We start from the raw sequence: 19,801 nt of genomic DNA on the forward strand, positions 1-19,801 counted from the left end.
TGAAAGAGTGATGAATAGATGCCGGCCCTTCACTGGGGGCCGGTTTTCTTTTTTATCCCGGATACCTGTTTAATGGCCAGCTGCTCCGCTATCTGCCGGGCTTTATCCGGCGCTGTTACGATATCCGGCTTTACGCCCACCGACTCCCAGGAACGGGTAGTACCCGGCAAAACAGGTGCACCTACCGACACCGATATAAAGACGCCGGTATTCACCGGATAAAACTCATTCATATTAGCCGCCCCTGCACTCACCTCTCCAACAATCACGGCACGATGATGCGCCTGCATCACAAAAGCGAAAGCCTCTGCTGCAGATGCGGTTTTACGGTCTACCAATATAAAAACAGGCTGCCGGTAAACATGGCCGGCCAGCGAAACCTGCGTACTATCTGTTTCCACCCGCCCGGAACGGGCATGGAAAGTGAGTAAGGGCAAACGGTCCGGTAAAAAATAGCTTTCTATTACCGCCCCGGTATCGCTGCCGCCACCTCCATTATGACGCAGGTCAATAATCAAGGCCCGGGTACGGGCCACCACTGACATGGCAGCCTGTAAAACCGGCATACTTAACCGGGAAATATTGATCTCAGACAACCGCAGGTAACCGGTATTATCTCCGGTTACCGCCACTTCCCGGATACCATAATTGCGTAAGGCGGCATCAGCGCCATAAAAGAAATCATCCTGACGGGTAGCGGCCGTGTCCCGCAGGTTTTTAACCTTCTCCGGACTATAGCGCACATACAAATGACCATCGCCACTATACCTGCGCAGGATACCGGAACACAGGGTGGCAAAAGCAGGCCAGCTGGCTACCTGCCGGAATGCCCCTTGCCGGTATCGGGATTCCAGGTGACGGGCTATATTTTCGCCCTTATCAGCGAATACATAATAACGCCGGATCTGTGCGGCGGCAGTATCCACGGCAGCACGCACTTCAGCCTGCGGCAACTGCGCTTTCACCGTGGACACCAGCAACAAAAAACAAATGAAAACATAACTGCGGAACAACATAACGAATACGTTTATGCCTGCAAAGATCCGATGGATAGCTACCCGGAAATAGCATAAAATTAGCGTGGTCTATAATTCCCGGAACTGACGGGGCAGCCAGCCGGTACAGGCTTTAAACGTACGGATAAAATGGCTTTGGTCAAAGAACCCGCAATGGTGCGCAATCGCTGTCAGCGAAAGCGGTGTTTCCCGCACCAGGATCAATGCCTGCGCTATCTTTATACGCCGCTGGTATTCACTCAGGGAACAATGAAAATAATGGGGAAAATACCTGGAAATAGTGACGGGATGTACACCGGTGATAACCGACATTTCGTCGAGCAGCAACGTTTCATTCCAGCGGTCGTGCATCAGTTCCCGCAAACGGATGACCCAGGCCGGTTCTGTTGTATGCCGTACTACAGGCGTACTGAAAACAGGTAACAGATAATCCTGTATGGCCAGCTCCGGGTTGGTGTATCCTTCGCTGCATGCCCGGTAAATCTGCAATAATGCAAATTTCAACCGGTGTACCTGCGCCGGAAATTTCTCCAGCGTGTCAAAATGCAAGTCATATTTTTCCAGAAATGCACTGGTTATTTCCAGGTTGAGGTTTCCGGAAGGATGGCTGGTATCTACATTCCGATGTACCTCGCCGCTACGGTAGTAAATAACATCACCTGCACCCACCACAGTGGATGTGCCTTTCCGGTGTTCGGTATTACCGCCTTTCAGCAATAGGGATACATGATGATGTTCGTGGCAATGCCAGCCTTCATACACCTTTTCCCGGTAATGGGTCTGGCTGATGATAATACCGCCCGCCTGAAAAGACCGTGCCGTCGTTCCCAGGTAGGTACCTCCTTCCAATGCACGCATATACCTTATTTTTCCGTAGTACGATTGATGCTGTTAAGATAAGTAATGATTGGCTTTTCCCACCAACAAATACACTATCGCACAACCGTTACGGTTCCCTTAATCAATCGCACACTTCCATCCGTGAGGGCAATGCTGGCAAAATATACATAGGTACCTATCGGGGCAGGTACACCATTTATCTGTCCGTTCCAGCCAAAGCGCCGGTCGTTGGCCACGGTATTGTGTACTTCAAATACCCGGTTACCGGAGCGGTTAAAAATGGTGAAGTCTTTTACCATACTGATGTCCTGCCGGCCTATGATGTAGAACACATCATTCTGCCCGTCGCCGTTGGGTGTAAAGGCATTCGGCATGGCTACCAGTTCGCTGATAAATGTTTGGATATAAACCGAAGCAGTATCTGTACAGTAATATTCATTGGCTGCCGTCACAGTATACTGCATAGAAGAGGTAGCCGCAGCTACCGGCGAAGGACAGGTAATACAGGATAACCCGCTTTGTGGCGTCCATGTATAGGTAGCAGCATTACTACCCGCTACCCGCGCAAACAACCGGGTGGCAGCGGGGCGCGGCAACGTTATCAAAGACTGGTTCAGTGTCACGGAGAAAGGTGTATAGTTTGCTGTAGCCTCATTGTTTTTATAATTCGTTTCCGGTAATCTGACATTGGTCGTTCCCTGGTTTATCACAGCCCCTATCTGCTGCTGACGCGGCATGGATAAGATGTGCGTAAACTCGCGGCATTCACCGGCCGTTACCGGTGTATAGTAGCGGTATTCCATTGGCACGGCATTACTTTTACCTGGAATGCCATCATAGAAAGTAACCGGGAGTTTCTCCGGAATACTATCGTACCCGTTGGCAGTGCAGATTCTGAATTTCACCAGTACATGGTTATTATCGTAGCAACTGATGTCCGTAATATCCATCGTAAAATCAGGTGGATAAATCTTTACCAACTGCTGGTCTTTTAACTCGCAGCCATATGGGTTGGTAAGTTGTACGCCAATAACCGCACTATTGCGCATGGCCGCCCGCGGCGCCGGGCACTGATAGCAACTGAGCGTATAGGCGTCGTCGTTTTGCCATTTAATTGTTTTAGGCGTAAAACCAGTCAGGTGATAATATGCCGGAAAAAGAGCTTTCCGGAAAACGGTGGTATCTCTTGGATAAACAGTCAATGCAGCCGCCTGATAGCGCTTAATCGACGTATTATTGGCCGCATCTGTTTCATTCAGTCCGGTTTCCGGCGGGTGCTGCCCACCCCGTTTGTTGACGATGGCAAATACATCGCCGGTAGCAGTGGCTTTAATGGTAGTGCCGTAGTCCGCACAGGCATTACTGCTTTGCGCAGGCGTCATAAATCCGCTATTGAGCAATACGGCGGCCGGATCTACCGGATTTCTGTCATAAAAATCTACTGTTAACCGGGCCGGGATATTTCCTTTCGTATATCCGTTGCAGATAGAAAAACCTACATGCAGGTTATCTCCTTTCGCACATTCTATCTGTTGCAGGGTAACCTTATAATCATCTACTACCGGCACATGTATCTTCGCGGTAGCCGTATCATAACAGCCCAGCTGTGAATAACCGGTTACCAGCTGGGTAGTCACGGTATCTTTTCTGTATGGCGCTGTGAAGGTGGTATTGATACAGGCGGTACAATCCAGGAAAGGAGAGGCTGCCCATACGGCCGTTTGCAGCTGACCGTTGGTAACAGCGGGTTTCAAGACCAGTTTGTCCTGCGGTTGTAGTGTGTAGTCTGCCGGCTGCAGGTGTACTTCAAATTTAAAGTTACGCCGGATGTCGATATTGTTGTTATAATTACTTTCCTCCAGCGGCGTGTTGGGTAATACGAACGGCTGTACATTACCGGCATCACAGAATACCGTTACCAGGGTATCGAGATTGGCGCGGCCTACTGTAGCTGTGGTGGTATACAAGATGCTGGAACACTTACCCAACAGGTCTGCCGGCAGCAGCCAGGGCTGCCCGAGCTTATTGGCATTTCCCTTGCGCGGATCGGCATCATAGAAAGATACCGGTGTGCCTTTGGGAATGGTATGGTATCCGAAGTTATGGAAGTACAGGGAAATACGCACTTTATCCTGCTCGAAACACTCTACCCGCGTTACGTATACCGCACCATCGGCCACGGGATCGTCCACAATGATATTTACGGGCTGGGTGGTATCGTGGCAATGGCCATCTGTAGCGGCTAAACGTACTTTATAGATACCGGGTTGCTTAAACACATAGGTGAGCTGCGCCTGGGTACTTACTACCTGTTCCGCCATACCACTGCTACTGATCAACCAACTCCAGGCAGTAGCGTTGCGTGACCGGTTGGTGAATTTCACACTGTCGAGTTCAATCCCTTGTCTGGAAGCAATTTTTCTTTTATCCGGATAAAAGCGGGCTACCACGCCGCAGGTAACAGACAATACATTATAGGCAGCCGCATGGCAGTTACTAACAGTATTGGTTACACGCAGGGTGATACGATAATTTTTTTGTTGGGTAACCGACAGCACCAGGTCGTGCCCTGTTCCTTTCGGCACATCGTCTACCAGCCACTCGTAAGTATCTTCTCCGGCGCCGGTGCTGGAAAAAGTCACCACATCTCCCACTACCGGATAATCCTTGCTTTGGGAAAAGGCCGCCGTGATATTACCCGTACAGGGTTCCTGACACACGGTACCCGTTAGCATAACTGATAGTCCCGTCGTGATAAAGTGATGCATCCGTTGTGCCTGACCAGCCGTAAAGGAGAGAATACAGCCAAGACCCTGGCCGTAATCCATAATATTGTCCGGCAGATCGGGCACATCGATGGTGAATCCGGAAAGGGTATCGGTACTGCAGGAATTCTGTGGCACATTGCAGGCGTAACCGCCGGCAATGGTTTTCTCCGGTGGCGTATCACAGACCATATCGCCATCAGTAAGGCAATCGTCATTCTTACAGTCTCCCGCCGCAAAGGTGTGGGCCAGGCTCAGGTAGTGTCCCATTTCATGCGCCAGCAACCCGACATCCAATCCGGCTACGACAATGTCGCCGCCGGCGCTGGCATAACCGCCCATTTTCATTCGCGACCACTTGCCACACTCGAAACCCTGCATATATTCCGACTTAATATCTGTAACGACCCATATGTTGATATAACGACTGCCATCCCATTTACCCAGGGCTGTCAGTGCACTGCCTTCCATGTCGACGTCAAAATCAGACAGGTAGGAGTGCGTACGTACAATACCCGTTGTTTTACTGCCATCCGGTGCTGTTTTCGCCAAGCAAAACTGTATCCGGGTATCCGTACGACCGCCGGTGAAAGCACCGGTAGCTCCAAAGGCTTCGTTCATCCGCTGTAAGGCTTTCAGTACGTCCGGATCGGGAAAGGCCGCAGGGTCTTCGTTGATGATATGAAAAACCACGGGCAATACCACGGCAGCAGGTGCAGCAGCAGCCCCCGGCGCCTTTTGATAATATTGCTGTAGGATGGTTTTGTTGATGGCTTCTTCCCGTTGCAGAAAGGCGGCATCTTTTCGCCAGACCTGCCGGAATGCATCGGCACCACAGGGACGTACCGTCAACGGTCCCCCTTCCTGTGCGTTGGCAAAAAACGAAAACAGCAGGCATAGAAATAGCAGTAGGTTTGCTTTACTCAGAACAGGCTCGTGCATCGGATGTGACTATGAAAAAACGACGCAATATATGATTATTTTTATTAATCCAATAGTCTATCAGGAAAACCTTAACAAACAGCTGTTTTTAATAAAATTAAGAAAGCCGGCCTGTAAAGGCCGGCAGCATCCATCATCATCTTGATCATCCACTAATAGCGAAAAGCTTCCCAGCCGGAAATAGTGGTACGGTTGCAGGTCATTGCCTGGGTGCCGTTTTCAGCAGAGATATACCGGCCATTATTGCCCCGGAGCGAAATCGTACCATCTGCATTGACAATCCAGTCAAATTTTTCCCATTCGTCAATAACCGTACGGTTACACGTAATCGGGGCAGCACCATTTTCAGAAGACACATATTTATTCTGACTGCGGAGGGCAATTTTTCCGCCGCCGGCATCCACTACGGTGAACTGTTCCCACGCCTGCGCTGTGGGCCGGTTGCAGGTCATCGGCTGCGTACCGTTTTCACTGCTGACAAAAGCATTGTTGAGTCCTTTCAGGGTAATGGTACTGCCTATCGGCGCGGTACCGCCACCATTGGTCATAGCAAACACCCGTACATAATCCACATACATATTGGCCGGCAGTTTACTTTCATCCACGGTTTGACCTGGGAAATCGCCGGCTACCGCCATATTCAGGATAATGAAAAACGGGTTGTGAAATTCTTCTGTACCATTGATGTTATTCAGGATATTGGCTGTGTGATAGTGGTTACCATCTACATACCAGCGGATTTCACTGGCATCCCACTCTACCGCATATACGTGATAATCGGTATGGTTAGTGCTGGTGGTACCGCCATAATGGGCATACCCATTATAATCCCAGTGAATCGTACCGTAAATGGTACCGCTGGTGTTTACCTGCTCCATGATATCTATTTCTCCGCATTTAGGCCAGCCTACGCTGCCGAAGTTATTGCCCAGCATCCAGAATGCCGGCCATAGTCCTTGTCCGGAAGCCAGTTTAATACGGGCTTCTATACGTCCGTAACGCGTGGTAAAGTGACCGGCGGTATTCATCCTCGCAGAGGTATAGGGCCAGCCATTGATTGACTGTTTACGTGCTGTAATCACCAGGTTCCCATTGCTTACGCTGGCATTGGCAGCCTGGTAATACTGCTTTTCATTGTTGACACCGGGCCCGGTTTCAAAAGACCACTTGGAAGCATCTACGCCGGTACCATTAAACTCATCGGACCATACCAGCTGATAATCTGCCGCAGCCAGTCCGGCTGCCGCCGTCGCCTGGCTCTCTGCCGACAGGGGTTGTTCTATTTCTTTCGCATTTTTTTTACAGGAATACATAGTGGCTACTAACAGCAAAGCCGCTACGCTGCATAAACGGAGTGTTGTTTTCATGGAATTTACAATTATACAAAGTGAATAATAAAGGGTTTAACTGTACACGTGGAATTATATGTTTCAGGAGCGATAAAGTTGGGCAATGTTTATCGTGTTTCAAAATTTAAGGGTACGTCAAAACCACGTTATCCTGCTATTGCCTCATTGAAAACCAGCAAATTACAATACGTCTCTGTACTACCACCACGGCCGCATGCAGCATACCGGCAGCAACAACAGCGCTGCACACAACCTGCAGCCAATACCACTCACCTGTTGAGTACTGTTTGCGCCCATTCCCGACTACCTGGAACAACGAAAAATTTTTATTTTTAGTAAAACACGATCCATGAAGCATTTCCTGGTGCTGATTCCACTACTGTACTGGAGCACTGTGTCCGCGCAACATTCCATTGGGTTACCCGGCATTGTTAACTACACCAAAACCCAATACCAGGGCAACGGCCAAACCTGGGACGCAGATACTGATCACAACGGTATCCTCTACTTCGCCAACAACGAAGGACTGCTTACCTTTAACGGGCATTACTGGCAACTATTCCCCGTTCCCAACAACACACGGCTGAGAGCTGTCAAAGTAGCCGGTGACGGCCGCATCTATGTAGGCGCACAGGACGACTTCGGCTATTACCTGCCCGATAAAAACGGGATACTCCGGTATACGTCTCTCAAAAAAAACATCCCCGCCGGACAACAGGAGTTTGCAGACATCTGGAACATTGCCGGCTATAACAACCGGATCTATTTCCGCAGCAACAACAAAATATTTGAATACAATGGTCAAACCATCCGGGTATACACGGCCCCCTCAGAGTGGAAGATAATGGGTAGTACTCCTGCCGGTATATATGCGCAGGATCAGCATACCGGGTTACTCCGGATGCAAAATGGCCAATGGCAGAACATTTGCCCGGCCATCGCGCAAAAACAACTGCTGGTCACTGCTATTCCCGAAGAACAACATGACACCCTCCTGCTGGCCACCCTTAAAGACGGCCTGTTTAAACTACACCGGCAACAGCTCATTCCCTTCCATACCGCCGCTGATGCCATTTTCCGCAACAGCCGTATCTACTGCGCCATCGCCCTCCGCAACAACCAACTGGCGGTAGGTACTTTCTCGCAGGGCTGTTTTATTATCGATAAATCCAATGGCCGTATCGTCCGGCAATTCACCATGGAAGAGGGGCTGCAAAACAATAACGTCCTGAAACTGCTGGCCGACCAGCAACAAAACATCTGGCTCACCCTCGATAACGGGATTGACCTGCTGCAATACAACACCGCCATCAAACAGATTTTCCCCGACAAACGCAACTCGCTCGCAGCATATGCCGCCTGTATATTTCAACAACAACTCTATATCGGCACCAACGATGGACTGTTTCGTGCACCGCTGGACAGCATGACTGATTTCAGCCTCTCCAGCCAGCCCTTTCAGCCCGTGCCACAAACCAAAGGACAGGTATGGCGGCTGCAAACTGTAGATCAGCACCTCCTGATGGGGCATCACGAAGGCACCTTTGAAATTCAGCACAACAAAGCGATACCGCTCCTGAAAGATGCCGGCTCCTGGCTATACCTGCCTATGGCCCGGCAACTCCTCATCGGCTGTTATAACGGCCTGGCCAGCCTGCCGCGTCCTGCTGGCAGTACCCGTATCACCCGGCATATCCCCGGCCTGTATGAATCCCTCCGCTTCCTGGCTACCGACAGCGCGCAGCGCATCTGGGCCTCTCATCCCTACCGCGGCGTATACCAGCTTACCCTGCAAGGCGATACGGTACTGCACTCCCGGTTGTATACACAAAAAGACGGGTTACCTGCAACCAACAACAACTATGTATTCCGCATCCGGGATAAAATGGTGGTAGCCACCATGCAGGGTATCTATGAGTACAATGATGCACAGCAGCGTTTTATACGTTCCCCGCAATTCTTTTCCTTACTGGGACCTGTGAGCATCCAATACCTGACAGCGGACAACTACGGCCACCTGTGGTTTGTAGCAGACCGGCAGCCTGGTGTCATCGACCTGCAGCAGCATACCATTACCCGTTTTCCGGAGCTCACCGGAAAAATCGTCAGCGGTTTTGAATTCATCTACCCCTATAATGAGGAGAATATTTTTTTTGGCGGAGAGAAAGGTATCTTCCATCTCAATTATAAAAAATACCATGCCCACCGGGCAGGCCCTCGTGTACTGCTGGGACGTATTACCGCCACCGGCAGTAAGGACAGCCTGCTATACGGCGGCTACGGCACCCGTGCCACCGCAGCACTGGTAACATTACCGCATGCCTACCGCGACTTCCGCTTTGAATACGCCACGCCTGCAGCTGATCATACGCAGCCTGTTCGTTACCGGTATCAGCTGATCGGATTGGAAGAACATCCTGGTGAATGGACTACCAAAACCGAAAAGGAATATACCAATCTGCCTCATGGCGCCTATACGTTTACCGTCACTGCCACCAATAACCAGGGCACCACAACAGCCATGGCCCGCTTTCCTTTTATTATCCGGCCGGCCTGGTACCAAACCCTCGCTGCCCGCATAGGTTATCTGTTGCTCTTAGTCGCCTTCCTCTTTTATCTGCTGCGGAAACAACGGCAAAAACTCGCGGCGCAGCAGGAACAACACCGCAAAGTGCAGGAGCACCTCATCTTTCTGCACCAGCTGGAACTGGAACGCAATGAAAAACAACTGATCCGGCTCCGCAATGAAAAACTGGAAGCCGATGTACAGCATAAAAACAAGGAACTGGCCAGTGCTACGATGAACCTGGTGCAGAAAGGAAAAATGTTGTCCCACATCAAAGATGAATTCCTGCAAAGCATCAAAAAAACAGGTAATCCTGCCGTGCCCCCTCCTTTCAAAAAAGTGTTACGCCTTTTTGAAGCAGCAGAAAATAATGAAGAAGACTGGACACAGTTCTCCCAACACTTCGATGAAGTGCATAACAACTTCCTCCTCACCCTTAAAAAGAAATTTCCGGAGCTCACTACCACAGATCTGAAACTATGCGCCTATCTCCGCATCAATCTCACGACTAAAGAAATAGCGCAGTCGATGGGCATTTCTGTAAGAGGTGTGGAAACCAGTCGTTACCGGCTGCGCAAAAAACTGGACCTGCCGGGAGACACCACCCTGTATGACTTCCTGATCACCATCTCCCCTGCAGGATAATAACCCCGAGGGAGGGCATGACGTAGAAATGTCGTAGTGTAAAAAAAGGATTCCCACCCCTGAACGCTTATATTGGAACCGATTTATTTGCCCCGCTTTTCTTAACCCAAACCCAAATCCATTTTCACGATGAAAACACTTTTAAACCTATTGACCCTGCTGTTGGTATGCAGCCTACAGGTATTTTCCCAAACTCCTTTTCGTGTAGTCGGCTATATGCCCTCCTGGTCAGGATCTGTCAGCCAGGTACAGTACAGTAAACTCACCCATATCAACTATGCATTTCTGTTACCTACGAGCACCGGCGGCCTGCAATACCTCGACAATGCGCCCAAGTTACAGAGCCTGGTTACTACGGCGCATGCCAATAATGTAAAAGTGCTTATTTCTGTCGGCGGCTGGAATGATGGTAATGACAGCGGCTTTGAAAGTCTTGCTGCCAACAGTACCTATCGGACGGCCTTTGTTAACAACATGATCAATTTTGTCAACCAGTACAACCTGGATGGCGTAGACATCGACTGGGAATATCCGGATGCCGGCGCTTCCGCCAATAACTATATTCTGCTCATGACGCAGCTCTCCACGGCCATGCATACACGTGGTAAACTGCTCACCGGCGCAATTGTTGGCGATGCCGGCGGCAGTATCCTCAGCACTGCTTTTCCGCTGGTAGACTTTTACACCCTGATGGCCTACGACTATAACAACTTTGATCACTCCACCTACAACTATGCCGTGCAATCTGTCAACTACTGGCTCGGACGCGGACTACCTGCTTCCAAACTGGTACTGGGCGTACCTTTCTATGGCCGTCCGTCCTGGGAATCATTTAAGCAACTGGTAGCCCGTGGTGCGGATCCCTATGCCGACGTATACAACAACGTTGGTTATAACGGGATCACCACCATCAAGAAAAAAACCAATCTGGCTTTTGACAAAGGTAGTGGTATCATGATGTGGGAACTCTCTCAGGATGCAACCGGCGCCAACTCTTTATTGTCGGCCATTCATGAAGTGGTACTGGTGCGGAGCAATACCCCCGGTAACGGCCAGGCCCCTATCGGACAAACCATCTGGCTGCGCGGCAACAACAGTAAATATGTGAGCAGCGAAAACGGCACCCAGGCCATGACCTGCAACCGTACTGCCGTACAGGCATGGGAAGCATTTGAAGTATTGGATGCCGGCAATGGCAAAGTAGCGCTTCGTAATCAGGGGAAATATGTTTCCGGTGAAAACGGGGCACAAAATGTTACCTGCAACCGTGCTACTCCGGCGGATTGGGAAAAATTCACCTGGATCAACAATAGCAATGGTACCATCTCCCTGCAAACCAGTACCGGCGCTTACCTGAGCAGCGAAAACGGTGCAGGCGCCCTGAGCAGCTGGCGTACGGCTATCGGTGAATGGGAATCCTTCCACTATGCACCGGCAGGCGCACAGCAAAATGCACAAACAATTACACCCGAGGAAAAAGCGGCAGCAGCCTTCACAGTATACCCCAACCCGGTCAACAGTGGCGGCCTGCTCAACATCACCCTGCCGGACTACAATGCCCGGGCCACCGTACAGGCATCCCTGCTGAGCAGCTCCAGACAGGTACTTTCCCGGAAGAGCGTACAGGCCGGTAACTTCACCCTGAACACCGGCAACCTTCCTGCAGGCACTTATTTTGTTGAGATCACCAACGGTACCAAACGGTACATCAAAAAGATACTGATACTATAAACACCTGATCAATGACGGATTTGCGGGAGATGCCCGCCATCTCTTAACAAATCCGTCATTCTCTTCCGGATGATCTTAATTTTTTCCGCTGTACTTTTGCAATGGATTTAATTAAGCAAGACAACATTGACAACAATAGCACTCTCCCGTTCGAGATATATTTCTCTTATTCTCATATTGGGTACACTGACAGCATTGGGACCATTTTCTATTGACATGTACCTGCCCGGATTCCCGGCCATCGCCAAGGATCTCGGAGTAGACCAGGCCCGTGTAGCCTTATCCTTATCCAGCTTTTTTGTGGGCATCTCCGCCGGTCAGTTACTGTATGGCCCGCTGCTGGATCGTTTCGGCAGAAAGATTCCGTTATATATCGGACTGGTATTATACATCGTAGCTTCCGCCGGTTGCATGTATGCCACCACCCTCAACAGCCTGATTATCCTGAGATTTGTACAGGCCATTGGCAGCTGTGCCGCAGCCGTAGCCTCTGTAGCCATGGTGCGCGATCTTTTCCCGGTGAAGGATAATGCGAAAGTATTTGCACTTCTGATGCTGGTAGTAGGTACTTCTCCGATGATTGCGCCTACCGTAGGCAGTTATGTTACCAGCGTTTTCAGCTGGCATACCGTATTCCTGATATTAGGTGTGATGGGCATCTTAATTTTGCTGGCAACCATATTATGGCTACCGGAAAGCTACCATCCCGACACAACGATGTCGCTGAAACCGCGGCCTATTATTACCAACTTCCTGTCGGTAGTCAGTGAGCCCCAGTTCTATACCTACGCCTTTGCCGGTGCGATTTCCTTCTCCGGTTTATTTGCCTACGTTTCCGGCTCCCCACAGATTTTCATGGATGTATATAAACTCAGTGATACCACCTATGGCTGGATCTTTGCCTTCCTGTCTATTGGCCTGATCGGTTCCAGCCAGGTAAACAGCTGGTTGCTGAAACACTTCACCAGTCAACAGATTGTACCTATTGCCATGGCCGGACAAGTGATCGTCTGCTTAATACTGATTGTAGGCGCCTGGAACAACTGGCTTTCGCTGGCCGGTATCATTACGTTGTTATTTGCTTTTTTATGTTGCCTGGGTTGTATCAATCCCAATACTTCCGCCTTATCACTGGCGCCGTTTACCAAAAATGCCGGTAGCGCCTCTGCGCTGATGGGCGCCATTCAAATGGGGCTGGGTGCACTCGCATCTGCTGTGGTGAGTCTGTTTGATACGCACTCCGCTATGCCGCTGGCAGTGACCATGTTTGGTTCCTCACTGTTAGCCTTGCTGGTGTTGCTGATGGGCCGTAAACAGATAAAAACAGCGATTACCACGCCGGATAAAGCCAGTGCCGTTATCGTACATTAATACCCAATCTGCATACCGCTGATGAAAAACAACGTGCTGCTGCTGTTACTGTTGCTGAGTAGTACAGTAACCTCCTATGGGCAATCGTGTGCACAACTGGCTGATAGTATCCGCCAGGCCTTACACCTGCCTGCATTGGGTTATGCCGTTGTAACGGCAGACAGTATCCCCGACATCCGGATGCTGGGCGTTAGAAAGGCCGGAGATCCGGCGCCAGCTACGCTTTCAGACCGGTTCCGGATTGGTTCCAATACCAAGGCAATTACCGGTATGCTGGCGGCCATGCAGGTAAAAGCGGGTCACCTTCGGTGGGACACAGAATTTTTCAGCCTCTTTCCGGAGCTGAAAAGCCACAGCCATCCGGCTTATCATCACCTCACCCTATTACAGACACTTACGTTCAGAACCAGACTGATTCCCTATACCTATACCAACAACGCCCCTACGCCCGCACAGATACCCGGCACACCAGCTATGCAACGGTATCACTTTGCAGCATGGCTGCTACAACAACCACCGGTTGCGGCTACAGCCGATATCAACCTCACCAACAGCGGCTATCCGCTGGCCAGCCTGATGCTGGAAAAAGCATCGGGACATACCTACCCCGAACTGCTGGCAGCACTGGGACAACAACTGCAACTACACTTTGGCGTAGGCAGTCCCAATTATCCGGACAGTACACAAACCTGGGGACATGATGCCCATGGTATACCCGAACCACCGGCAGATCATTACAAACTCAACTGGCTGATGGCGGCGGGCAATATCAACATCAGCCTGGAAGATTATGCCTGTTTCATACAACTGCAATTAAAAGGATTAGCCGGCCGTTCAGACCTGCTGACAGCAAAAGAGTTTGCTTTCCTCCATACTGGTCTGCCACATTTTGCTGTAGGCTGGTTTTGGGAACATAACGATGCGCATCACCGCGTATCTTACAACAAAGGCAATCCCGGCACCTTCCTCACAACGGTACGCGTCATACCAACAGCCAACAGGGGTTATATCATCTTTACCAATCAACAACGCGACGACATAGCCGCTGCATTGGACACCTTACAGCGGGCACTTGAAAAGCAATACGGCTATTGACAGGATAATTGTATCTTTAAAAGCAGTACAAAGCAAATAGTATGACATCCTACCCTGAACAACTCGCTGATCGCGTACGCGCATTACTCGCCGCTGCTACATCTGCAGTAACAGAAAAGAAAATGTTTGGTGGTTTATGTTTTATGGTGCACGATAAAATGTGCGTAGGTGTGAAACCGGCTTCCATCATGGTACGCATCGATCCTTCCCTGACAGATCAAATCCTTGAAAACAATCCGGAGTGCACCCCTATGATCCATGGTGGTAAAACGATGAAAGGATATATTTTCGTACCGGCAACAACATTACAAACACAAAAACAATTGCAATACTGGATTAAAATGGCATTAGAATTTAACCATATTGCTAAATCTTCCCGCAGAAAATAAGTGGGTAATGCCATTCAGCAGCTGATTTGCCACTATTTTTTTTATCTTTAACCACTTCGGACCATCATGTAGCATTAACAGTAACCAGATTTTTTAACCGGCATTATTCTATTTGCGTATGGATACATTTACTATTATTACGGCATTAATTACCATCAGTGCGTTAATCTCCTATATCAATAACCGATACATTAAATTACCCGGCGCCATAGGCGTGATCGTGGTTTCGCTCCTGTTATCCTTTGTGATACTCCTCACAGGTAAGATCGTTCCCGGCGCTTATAGCTTTATAAAAAGTTTAACCAGCAGTATCGACTTTACACAAACCCTGCTGGATATTATGTTAGGCTTCCTGCTGTTTGCCAGTGCCCTTCATTTTGATTTGAAAAAACTACGGGAACAACGTTATCCCGTATTGGCCCTTAGCACCATTGGCGTGATTGGTTCCACCTTTATTTTCGGATACCTGCTCTATTGGGCCACCTCGCTGTTACATATTGATTTACCATTGATATACTGCCTCCTGTTCGGCGCCTTGATTTCTCCGACAGATCCGGTAGCCGTATTGTCTATACTCAAAAAATCGAAAGTACCACCGGCACTGGAAACCATTATTGGAGGCGAGTCGCTGCTGAATGATGGTACCGGTATCTTATTATTTGTGATCCTGAAAGAAATTGCAGATCAATCTTCCGTACATGTTTCCTTATCGCACACCATCGCACTGTTCTCCCAGGAAGTTTTCGGTGGTATATTACTGGGTGTGATTTCCGCAATAGTAGCTTACAGAACCATGAAACGGGTAGATGATTTCCAGACCATTGTACTGGTGTCTTTATCCATGGTGATGGTAATATCCGTATTGGGCAGTATGTTACACGTATCTATTCCGCTGGCAGCTGTTTCGGCCGGACTGATATTAGGCAATACTTCACTGGGTGCTATACAGTCAGAAAGTATGCAACATTATTTTCACAACATCTGGAGTTTGATTGATGAATTGTTAAACACGATTTTGTTTGTGATGATCGGTTTACAGATTGTGGTGATGCCTTTCCTGCAGAACTACTGGCTCACAGGCCTGCTGGCAACGGCGTTTGTATTGGTGGCCAGAGCGCTGAGTATTACCATACCGGCGGTGGTATTAAAACGTTCGTTGAAAACAGATTATAAAAGCATTGGTATATTGGTATGGGCAGGTTTGCGAGGGGGCATCTCCGTTGCCCTGGCGCTGTCGTTGCCTGATTCTCCCTACAAGGAAATCATTTTATCGGCCAGTTATATTGTCGTACTCTTTTCCATTATAGTACAAGGTTTGACCTTAAAAAGAGTGGTGGATAAACTGGTACATTAATTTTCCCATCCCGTCAACATCATCGTTGACGGGATTTTTTTTGCGGTTTATTTTGCCAATCCGATTTGTTGCATAAATGCCTGATTATCCCAGAATAAATATTCTTCCGTCATTCGTCCGTCTTTCCAGTGCCCTACCGTACACATCATCAGCTTGAATGCCTTACCGGTAGGTGGAATTGTTTTACCTTCCCCGACAGGCATCGGCCGGGTAAATGTACCTTCCATGATTCCTATCACCGCTGTCCATTCCCGATCCGCTATTTTCACCGGATGTTCCTTAATTCTGGTGTCGGGAGCAAATACAAACTGAGGTTTCAATGCGTTGATATGTTGCGGATCAATACCGGTAGTAGTATGGCCATCCGGATAATATACCAGAATATCATCTGCATGACTTATTTTCAGTTGATCCCATCGCTGGTTACTATATATATCGTAATCCAGGGAATCAAAACGGGTTAGCAATTTATCTTCTGCAGCTTTATTGTCCCGGTAGTACTGCAACGCTTTCTCCAACGAATCTACCTTTGCCTGTAGCCCCTTTATATCATCCGGCGTACCGGGCGAACAGGCAAAAAAAGTACCTGCGAATATCATTATCAACAAACAGCTGAAATCATTTTTTTTCATGATAATCTTGTTTTAGTGATTATGAGGTAAACAGCCCGTCAGGAATATCAACAGCAGATAATATCGGATTGTTTTACCACACATCGCCCCTGTTGCCGGGCTTCACTTTTTATCCCAACTGCTGGTTACTAATGTGAGATAGTTTAACTTGACAAGGATTTTTTTATGCTAAATGATTATACGATGAACAAATGGCAAAAAATAAGAGCAGACTATCCGGTATTTAATCATTACACTTACCTCTACACCAATGGCGGCGCGCCGGTGAGCACGCCGCTGATAAACAAGGCACATCAACTGCTGACGACACTCAGTGAAAAAGGCCGGCTGATCATACCGGAATGGGAACAGGAAACCCGGGATACCCGCCAGCTGCTGGCACGGATGATTCATGCCCAGCCACATGAAATTGCCTTTATCAACAATACCGCGCATGCGATGACCTTACTGCAGGACTTGTTCCCCAAAGATCATGGCGTTCTCTCCATGCGGGATGATTTCCCTTCCAGCTATGTAGGATGGATACACAGCGGACAGCCCGTTGTACTGGTAGAAAGCCAGCCGGATGGTACTATTGACGTTGCCGCCATTGCCCGGCAGATCACACCGGAGACCCGGCTGCTGGTGACCAGTCATGTGATGTTCAGAACAGGATTCCGGCAAGACCTGGCGCAGATCGGCGACCTATGCCGGCAGCATCAGCTCATTCATATTGTAGATGCAACGCAGTCATTTGGTCTGTTCCCGATAGATGTACAGGCGTATCACATAGATGTGCTCATCTTTCATGCCTATAAATGGGTGAATGCGGGTTATGGTATCGGCGCCATGTATATCTCTGAAAAGATACTGGCCCAATATCCGGCACATGCGGCCAACTGGCAGAATGTAGACTATGCCCAGCCTGACTTCCAAACCAATACCGACTATACGAAATTTACGTTGAAAAAGGATGCTACGGTATTTGAAATGGGTACACTCCCCTATGTGAATATCCTGTTGTTGAAAGCAGCCCTGGAGTATCTGGAGGCTATCGGCATCGGAGAGATAGAAAGCTATGTACAAACGCTGGTAGCGTATCTGGGGGAAAAGGCCGCCGCCCATGGTATTAAGTGGCTGACACCTTATACGCCGCCGCATTTTTCGGGGATTCAGCGGTTACGCATTACGCCGGCGCAATATGCCACCCTGCAAGCGGAAAATATTGCAGCCCGGTACAGCAACGAACAGCTGACAGTGGCGCTTAGTTTTTACAATAACACGGCGGATATTGATCATCTTTTTGCCGTTATCGGTGAAAATACACCGGGAGTATAATCTCCCGGTGTATTGACTTTATTTTACTACTTCAAAAGCAATCGTTGCATTTCTCCATACGCCGTTGTATTTATTCTCATACAGCGTACCGTCTTCTGTGTGCATGTTGGTAGCTTCCAGCATGTATTTGCCAGGCCATAAAGGCACGAAGGTAGCCACACCGGCAGCATCGGTTACAATTGTTGTATTCCAGCCGCTGGGAGAAAATACCGCCACCTGAATCTTCTCTGTAGGAGTAGATTTGAAGCTGGTTTTTACCGCTACCGGTTTGTTTACTTTAAATACTTTTCCGGCGCCGGTAAAGGCCGTCAGTTCATGTCCGGTTACCGTTTCAGTAGCCACAGCTGTTTTACCTACTGCTACCGTAGCGCTGGCGTTGAACTGGTATTTGGTAGTACCACCCAGCTCTCTGGCATCATGGGAAACAGCCAGGGTGTATACACCATCAGTGGCAGGCGTAAAGCTGGCAGTAAAGTGATCTGCTCCCGGCGTGCAGGTCAGCTTTGTTTTTTGTTTATCAGGGCCGATCAGCCATAAGGTAAACGTTTTTACATCTGAATACCAGTCCGATACTTTTTCAGGTGTATGTTCCGTGTATTCTCCATAGTAAATCTTCACCTGTTGTTCTTTCCCTTTGGTGCCGGTGAGTTGGGTTTCGATCCAGAGCATGTGAGCGAAAACATGGCTGCAGCAACAAACCAGCAGCAAACTAAGCAACAATTTTATTTTCATGAGCGCATATAGATTAGGGAAACAAAAATAGCTATCCCATGGATAGCCTGCTTGAACAATCAGAAAAAATATTTGCTGATTCGGGAAAAATAAAGGGAAGAGAAAGAAAGCTGGCCATCCGGAGAAGATTCCAACGGATGGCCAGCTGTTTATCAGAAGTCGAAAGTATCCGGATCCGGACCTACGCGTTCACCGCGGTCTAAAGCATCAATCTTAGCTACATCTGCTACTTCAATACTAAAATTGAAAACATCCGCATTGCTGATGATACGTTTTTCCTGAATGCTCTTCGGGATTGTTACCACGTCTTTCTGCAGGTTCCATCTTAATACCAGCTGCGCCACCGTTACACCGTATTTTTCTGCCAATGCCTGCAGTTCAGGAATATCAAATATTTTACCTTGCATTAACGGGCTCCATGCTTCATACTGAATACCGTGTTTTTTGCAGAAATCCAGCAGTGGCTGTTGTACCAGGCGGGGGTGGAATTCCAATTGGTTCACCATCGGCGTTACCTTCACCGACGGTAAAAGATCTTCCAGGTGATGTTGCAGGAAGTTACTTACACCAATCGCTTTTACACGGCCATCTGCATATAACTGTTCCAATGCCCGCCAGGTTTCTTTATACTTACCTTTCACCGGCCAGTGGATCAGGTACAGATCCAGGTAGTCTGTCTGCAGTTTATTTACTGAAGTTTCAAACGCTTTCAAGGTACTATCATAACCCTGGTCTGCATTCCATACTTTGCTGGTGAGAAAAATATCTTTACGGTCGATAGCATGATTCGCTACTGCTGTTCCTACACCCTCTTCGTTTTTATAGATAGCAGCCGTATCGATATGGCGATAACCAGCATCCAGTGCATATCTAACGGAGTCAATCACTTCCTGCCCATCATTGGTTTTATAAACACCCAGTCCGAAATAAGGCATCTGTACACCGTTTGCCAGTTGTACAGTACCTTTGATGTCTGTAATATTCATACGTCTCTCTTTTATTTTATAAAATCTGAAAATATTTTTTTCAGCCTTGGCTTTTTGCGTAGCGCAAAAAT

The 19,801-nt window shown here is 48.7% G+C and carries 14 protein-coding genes; 7 read left to right on the forward strand and 7 right to left on the reverse strand.

Annotated elements, in window-relative coordinates; translation table 11 throughout:
• Positions 1–29: 29 nt before the first annotated feature.
• The 4 genes from OL444_RS25185 to OL444_RS25200 form a co-directional block, all read right to left on the reverse strand.
• Positions 30–1,016: a S41 family peptidase gene (locus OL444_RS25185; RefSeq protein WP_264728988.1), complete on the reverse strand. Its 987-nt coding sequence runs from the start codon at positions 1,014–1,016 to the stop codon at positions 30–32.
• 69 nt (positions 1,017–1,085) lie between these two features.
• Complete coding sequence (locus OL444_RS25190; RefSeq protein WP_264728986.1) at positions 1,086–1,874, reverse strand: helix-turn-helix transcriptional regulator; 789 nt, start codon at positions 1,872–1,874, stop codon at positions 1,086–1,088.
• A gap of 74 nt (positions 1,875–1,948) precedes the next feature.
• Positions 1,949–5,563 (reverse strand): T9SS type B sorting domain-containing protein, encoded by a 3,615-nt coding sequence (locus OL444_RS25195; RefSeq protein WP_264728984.1) that lies wholly within the window; start codon positions 5,561–5,563, stop codon positions 1,949–1,951.
• Positions 5,564–5,715: 152 nt separating this feature from the next.
• A complete protein-coding gene (locus tag OL444_RS25200; protein WP_264728982.1) occupies positions 5,716–6,930 on the reverse strand; it encodes a family 16 glycosylhydrolase in 1,215 nt (404 codons plus the stop codon).
• Between the two features lie 331 nt (positions 6,931–7,261).
• Between OL444_RS25200 and OL444_RS25205 the strand changes: the two genes are divergently transcribed.
• The 6 genes from OL444_RS25205 to OL444_RS25230 all read left to right on the forward strand — a co-directional run bounded on the left by OL444_RS25205 (position 7,262) and on the right by OL444_RS25230 (position 16,063).
• Positions 7,262–10,123, forward strand: coding sequence for a triple tyrosine motif-containing protein (locus tag OL444_RS25205; protein WP_264728980.1), 2,862 nt, complete (start codon positions 7,262–7,264; stop codon positions 10,121–10,123).
• A gap of 129 nt (positions 10,124–10,252) precedes the next feature.
• Positions 10,253–11,854, forward strand: coding sequence for a glycosyl hydrolase family 18 protein (locus tag OL444_RS25210; protein ID WP_264728977.1), 1,602 nt, complete (start codon positions 10,253–10,255; stop codon positions 11,852–11,854).
• 126 nt (positions 11,855–11,980) lie between these two features.
• A complete protein-coding gene (locus tag OL444_RS25215; RefSeq protein WP_264728974.1) occupies positions 11,981–13,225 on the forward strand; it encodes a multidrug effflux MFS transporter in 1,245 nt (414 codons plus the stop codon).
• A gap of 21 nt (positions 13,226–13,246) precedes the next feature.
• A complete protein-coding gene (locus OL444_RS25220; protein ID WP_264728972.1) occupies positions 13,247–14,320 on the forward strand; it encodes a serine hydrolase domain-containing protein in 1,074 nt (357 codons plus the stop codon).
• A 41-nt stretch (positions 14,321–14,361) separates the two neighbouring features.
• On the forward strand, positions 14,362–14,709 hold the full coding sequence (locus OL444_RS25225; protein WP_264728970.1) for a TfoX/Sxy family protein: 348 nt from the start codon (positions 14,362–14,364) through the stop codon (positions 14,707–14,709).
• 118 nt (positions 14,710–14,827) lie between these two features.
• Positions 14,828–16,063, forward strand: coding sequence for a cation:proton antiporter (locus tag OL444_RS25230; RefSeq protein ID WP_264728968.1), 1,236 nt, complete (start codon positions 14,828–14,830; stop codon positions 16,061–16,063).
• Positions 16,064–16,110: 47 nt separating this feature from the next.
• Here the strand turns inward: OL444_RS25230 and OL444_RS25235 are convergent, their stop codons facing one another.
• Complete coding sequence (locus tag OL444_RS25235) at positions 16,111–16,695, reverse strand: ester cyclase (RefSeq protein ID WP_264728966.1); 585 nt, start codon at positions 16,693–16,695, stop codon at positions 16,111–16,113.
• Positions 16,696–16,878: 183 nt separating this feature from the next.
• On the opposite strand from OL444_RS25235, the gene OL444_RS25240 reads away from it, so the two are divergent.
• Positions 16,879–18,012 carry an aminotransferase class V-fold PLP-dependent enzyme gene (locus tag OL444_RS25240; RefSeq protein WP_264728964.1) on the forward strand — a complete coding sequence of 378 codons (1,134 nt, stop codon included), beginning with the start codon at positions 16,879–16,881 and terminating at the stop codon, positions 18,010–18,012.
• Between the two features lie 18 nt (positions 18,013–18,030).
• Here the strand turns inward: OL444_RS25240 and OL444_RS25245 are convergent, their stop codons facing one another.
• Together OL444_RS25245 and OL444_RS25250 are read right to left on the reverse strand one after the other, a co-directional pair.
• A complete protein-coding gene (locus OL444_RS25245; RefSeq protein ID WP_264728962.1) occupies positions 18,031–18,744 on the reverse strand; it encodes a DUF4198 domain-containing protein in 714 nt (237 codons plus the stop codon).
• Between the two features lie 152 nt (positions 18,745–18,896).
• The gene (locus OL444_RS25250; protein WP_264728960.1) at positions 18,897–19,730 is read right to left on the reverse strand and encodes an aldo/keto reductase; all 834 of its coding nucleotides are present in this window, start codon (positions 19,728–19,730) and stop codon (positions 18,897–18,899) included.
• Positions 19,731–19,801: the final 71 nt, after the last annotated feature.

It is taken from the genome of Chitinophaga nivalis (assembly GCF_025989125.1).
GTDB classification, from domain to species: domain Bacteria; phylum Bacteroidota; class Bacteroidia; order Chitinophagales; family Chitinophagaceae; genus Chitinophaga; species Chitinophaga nivalis.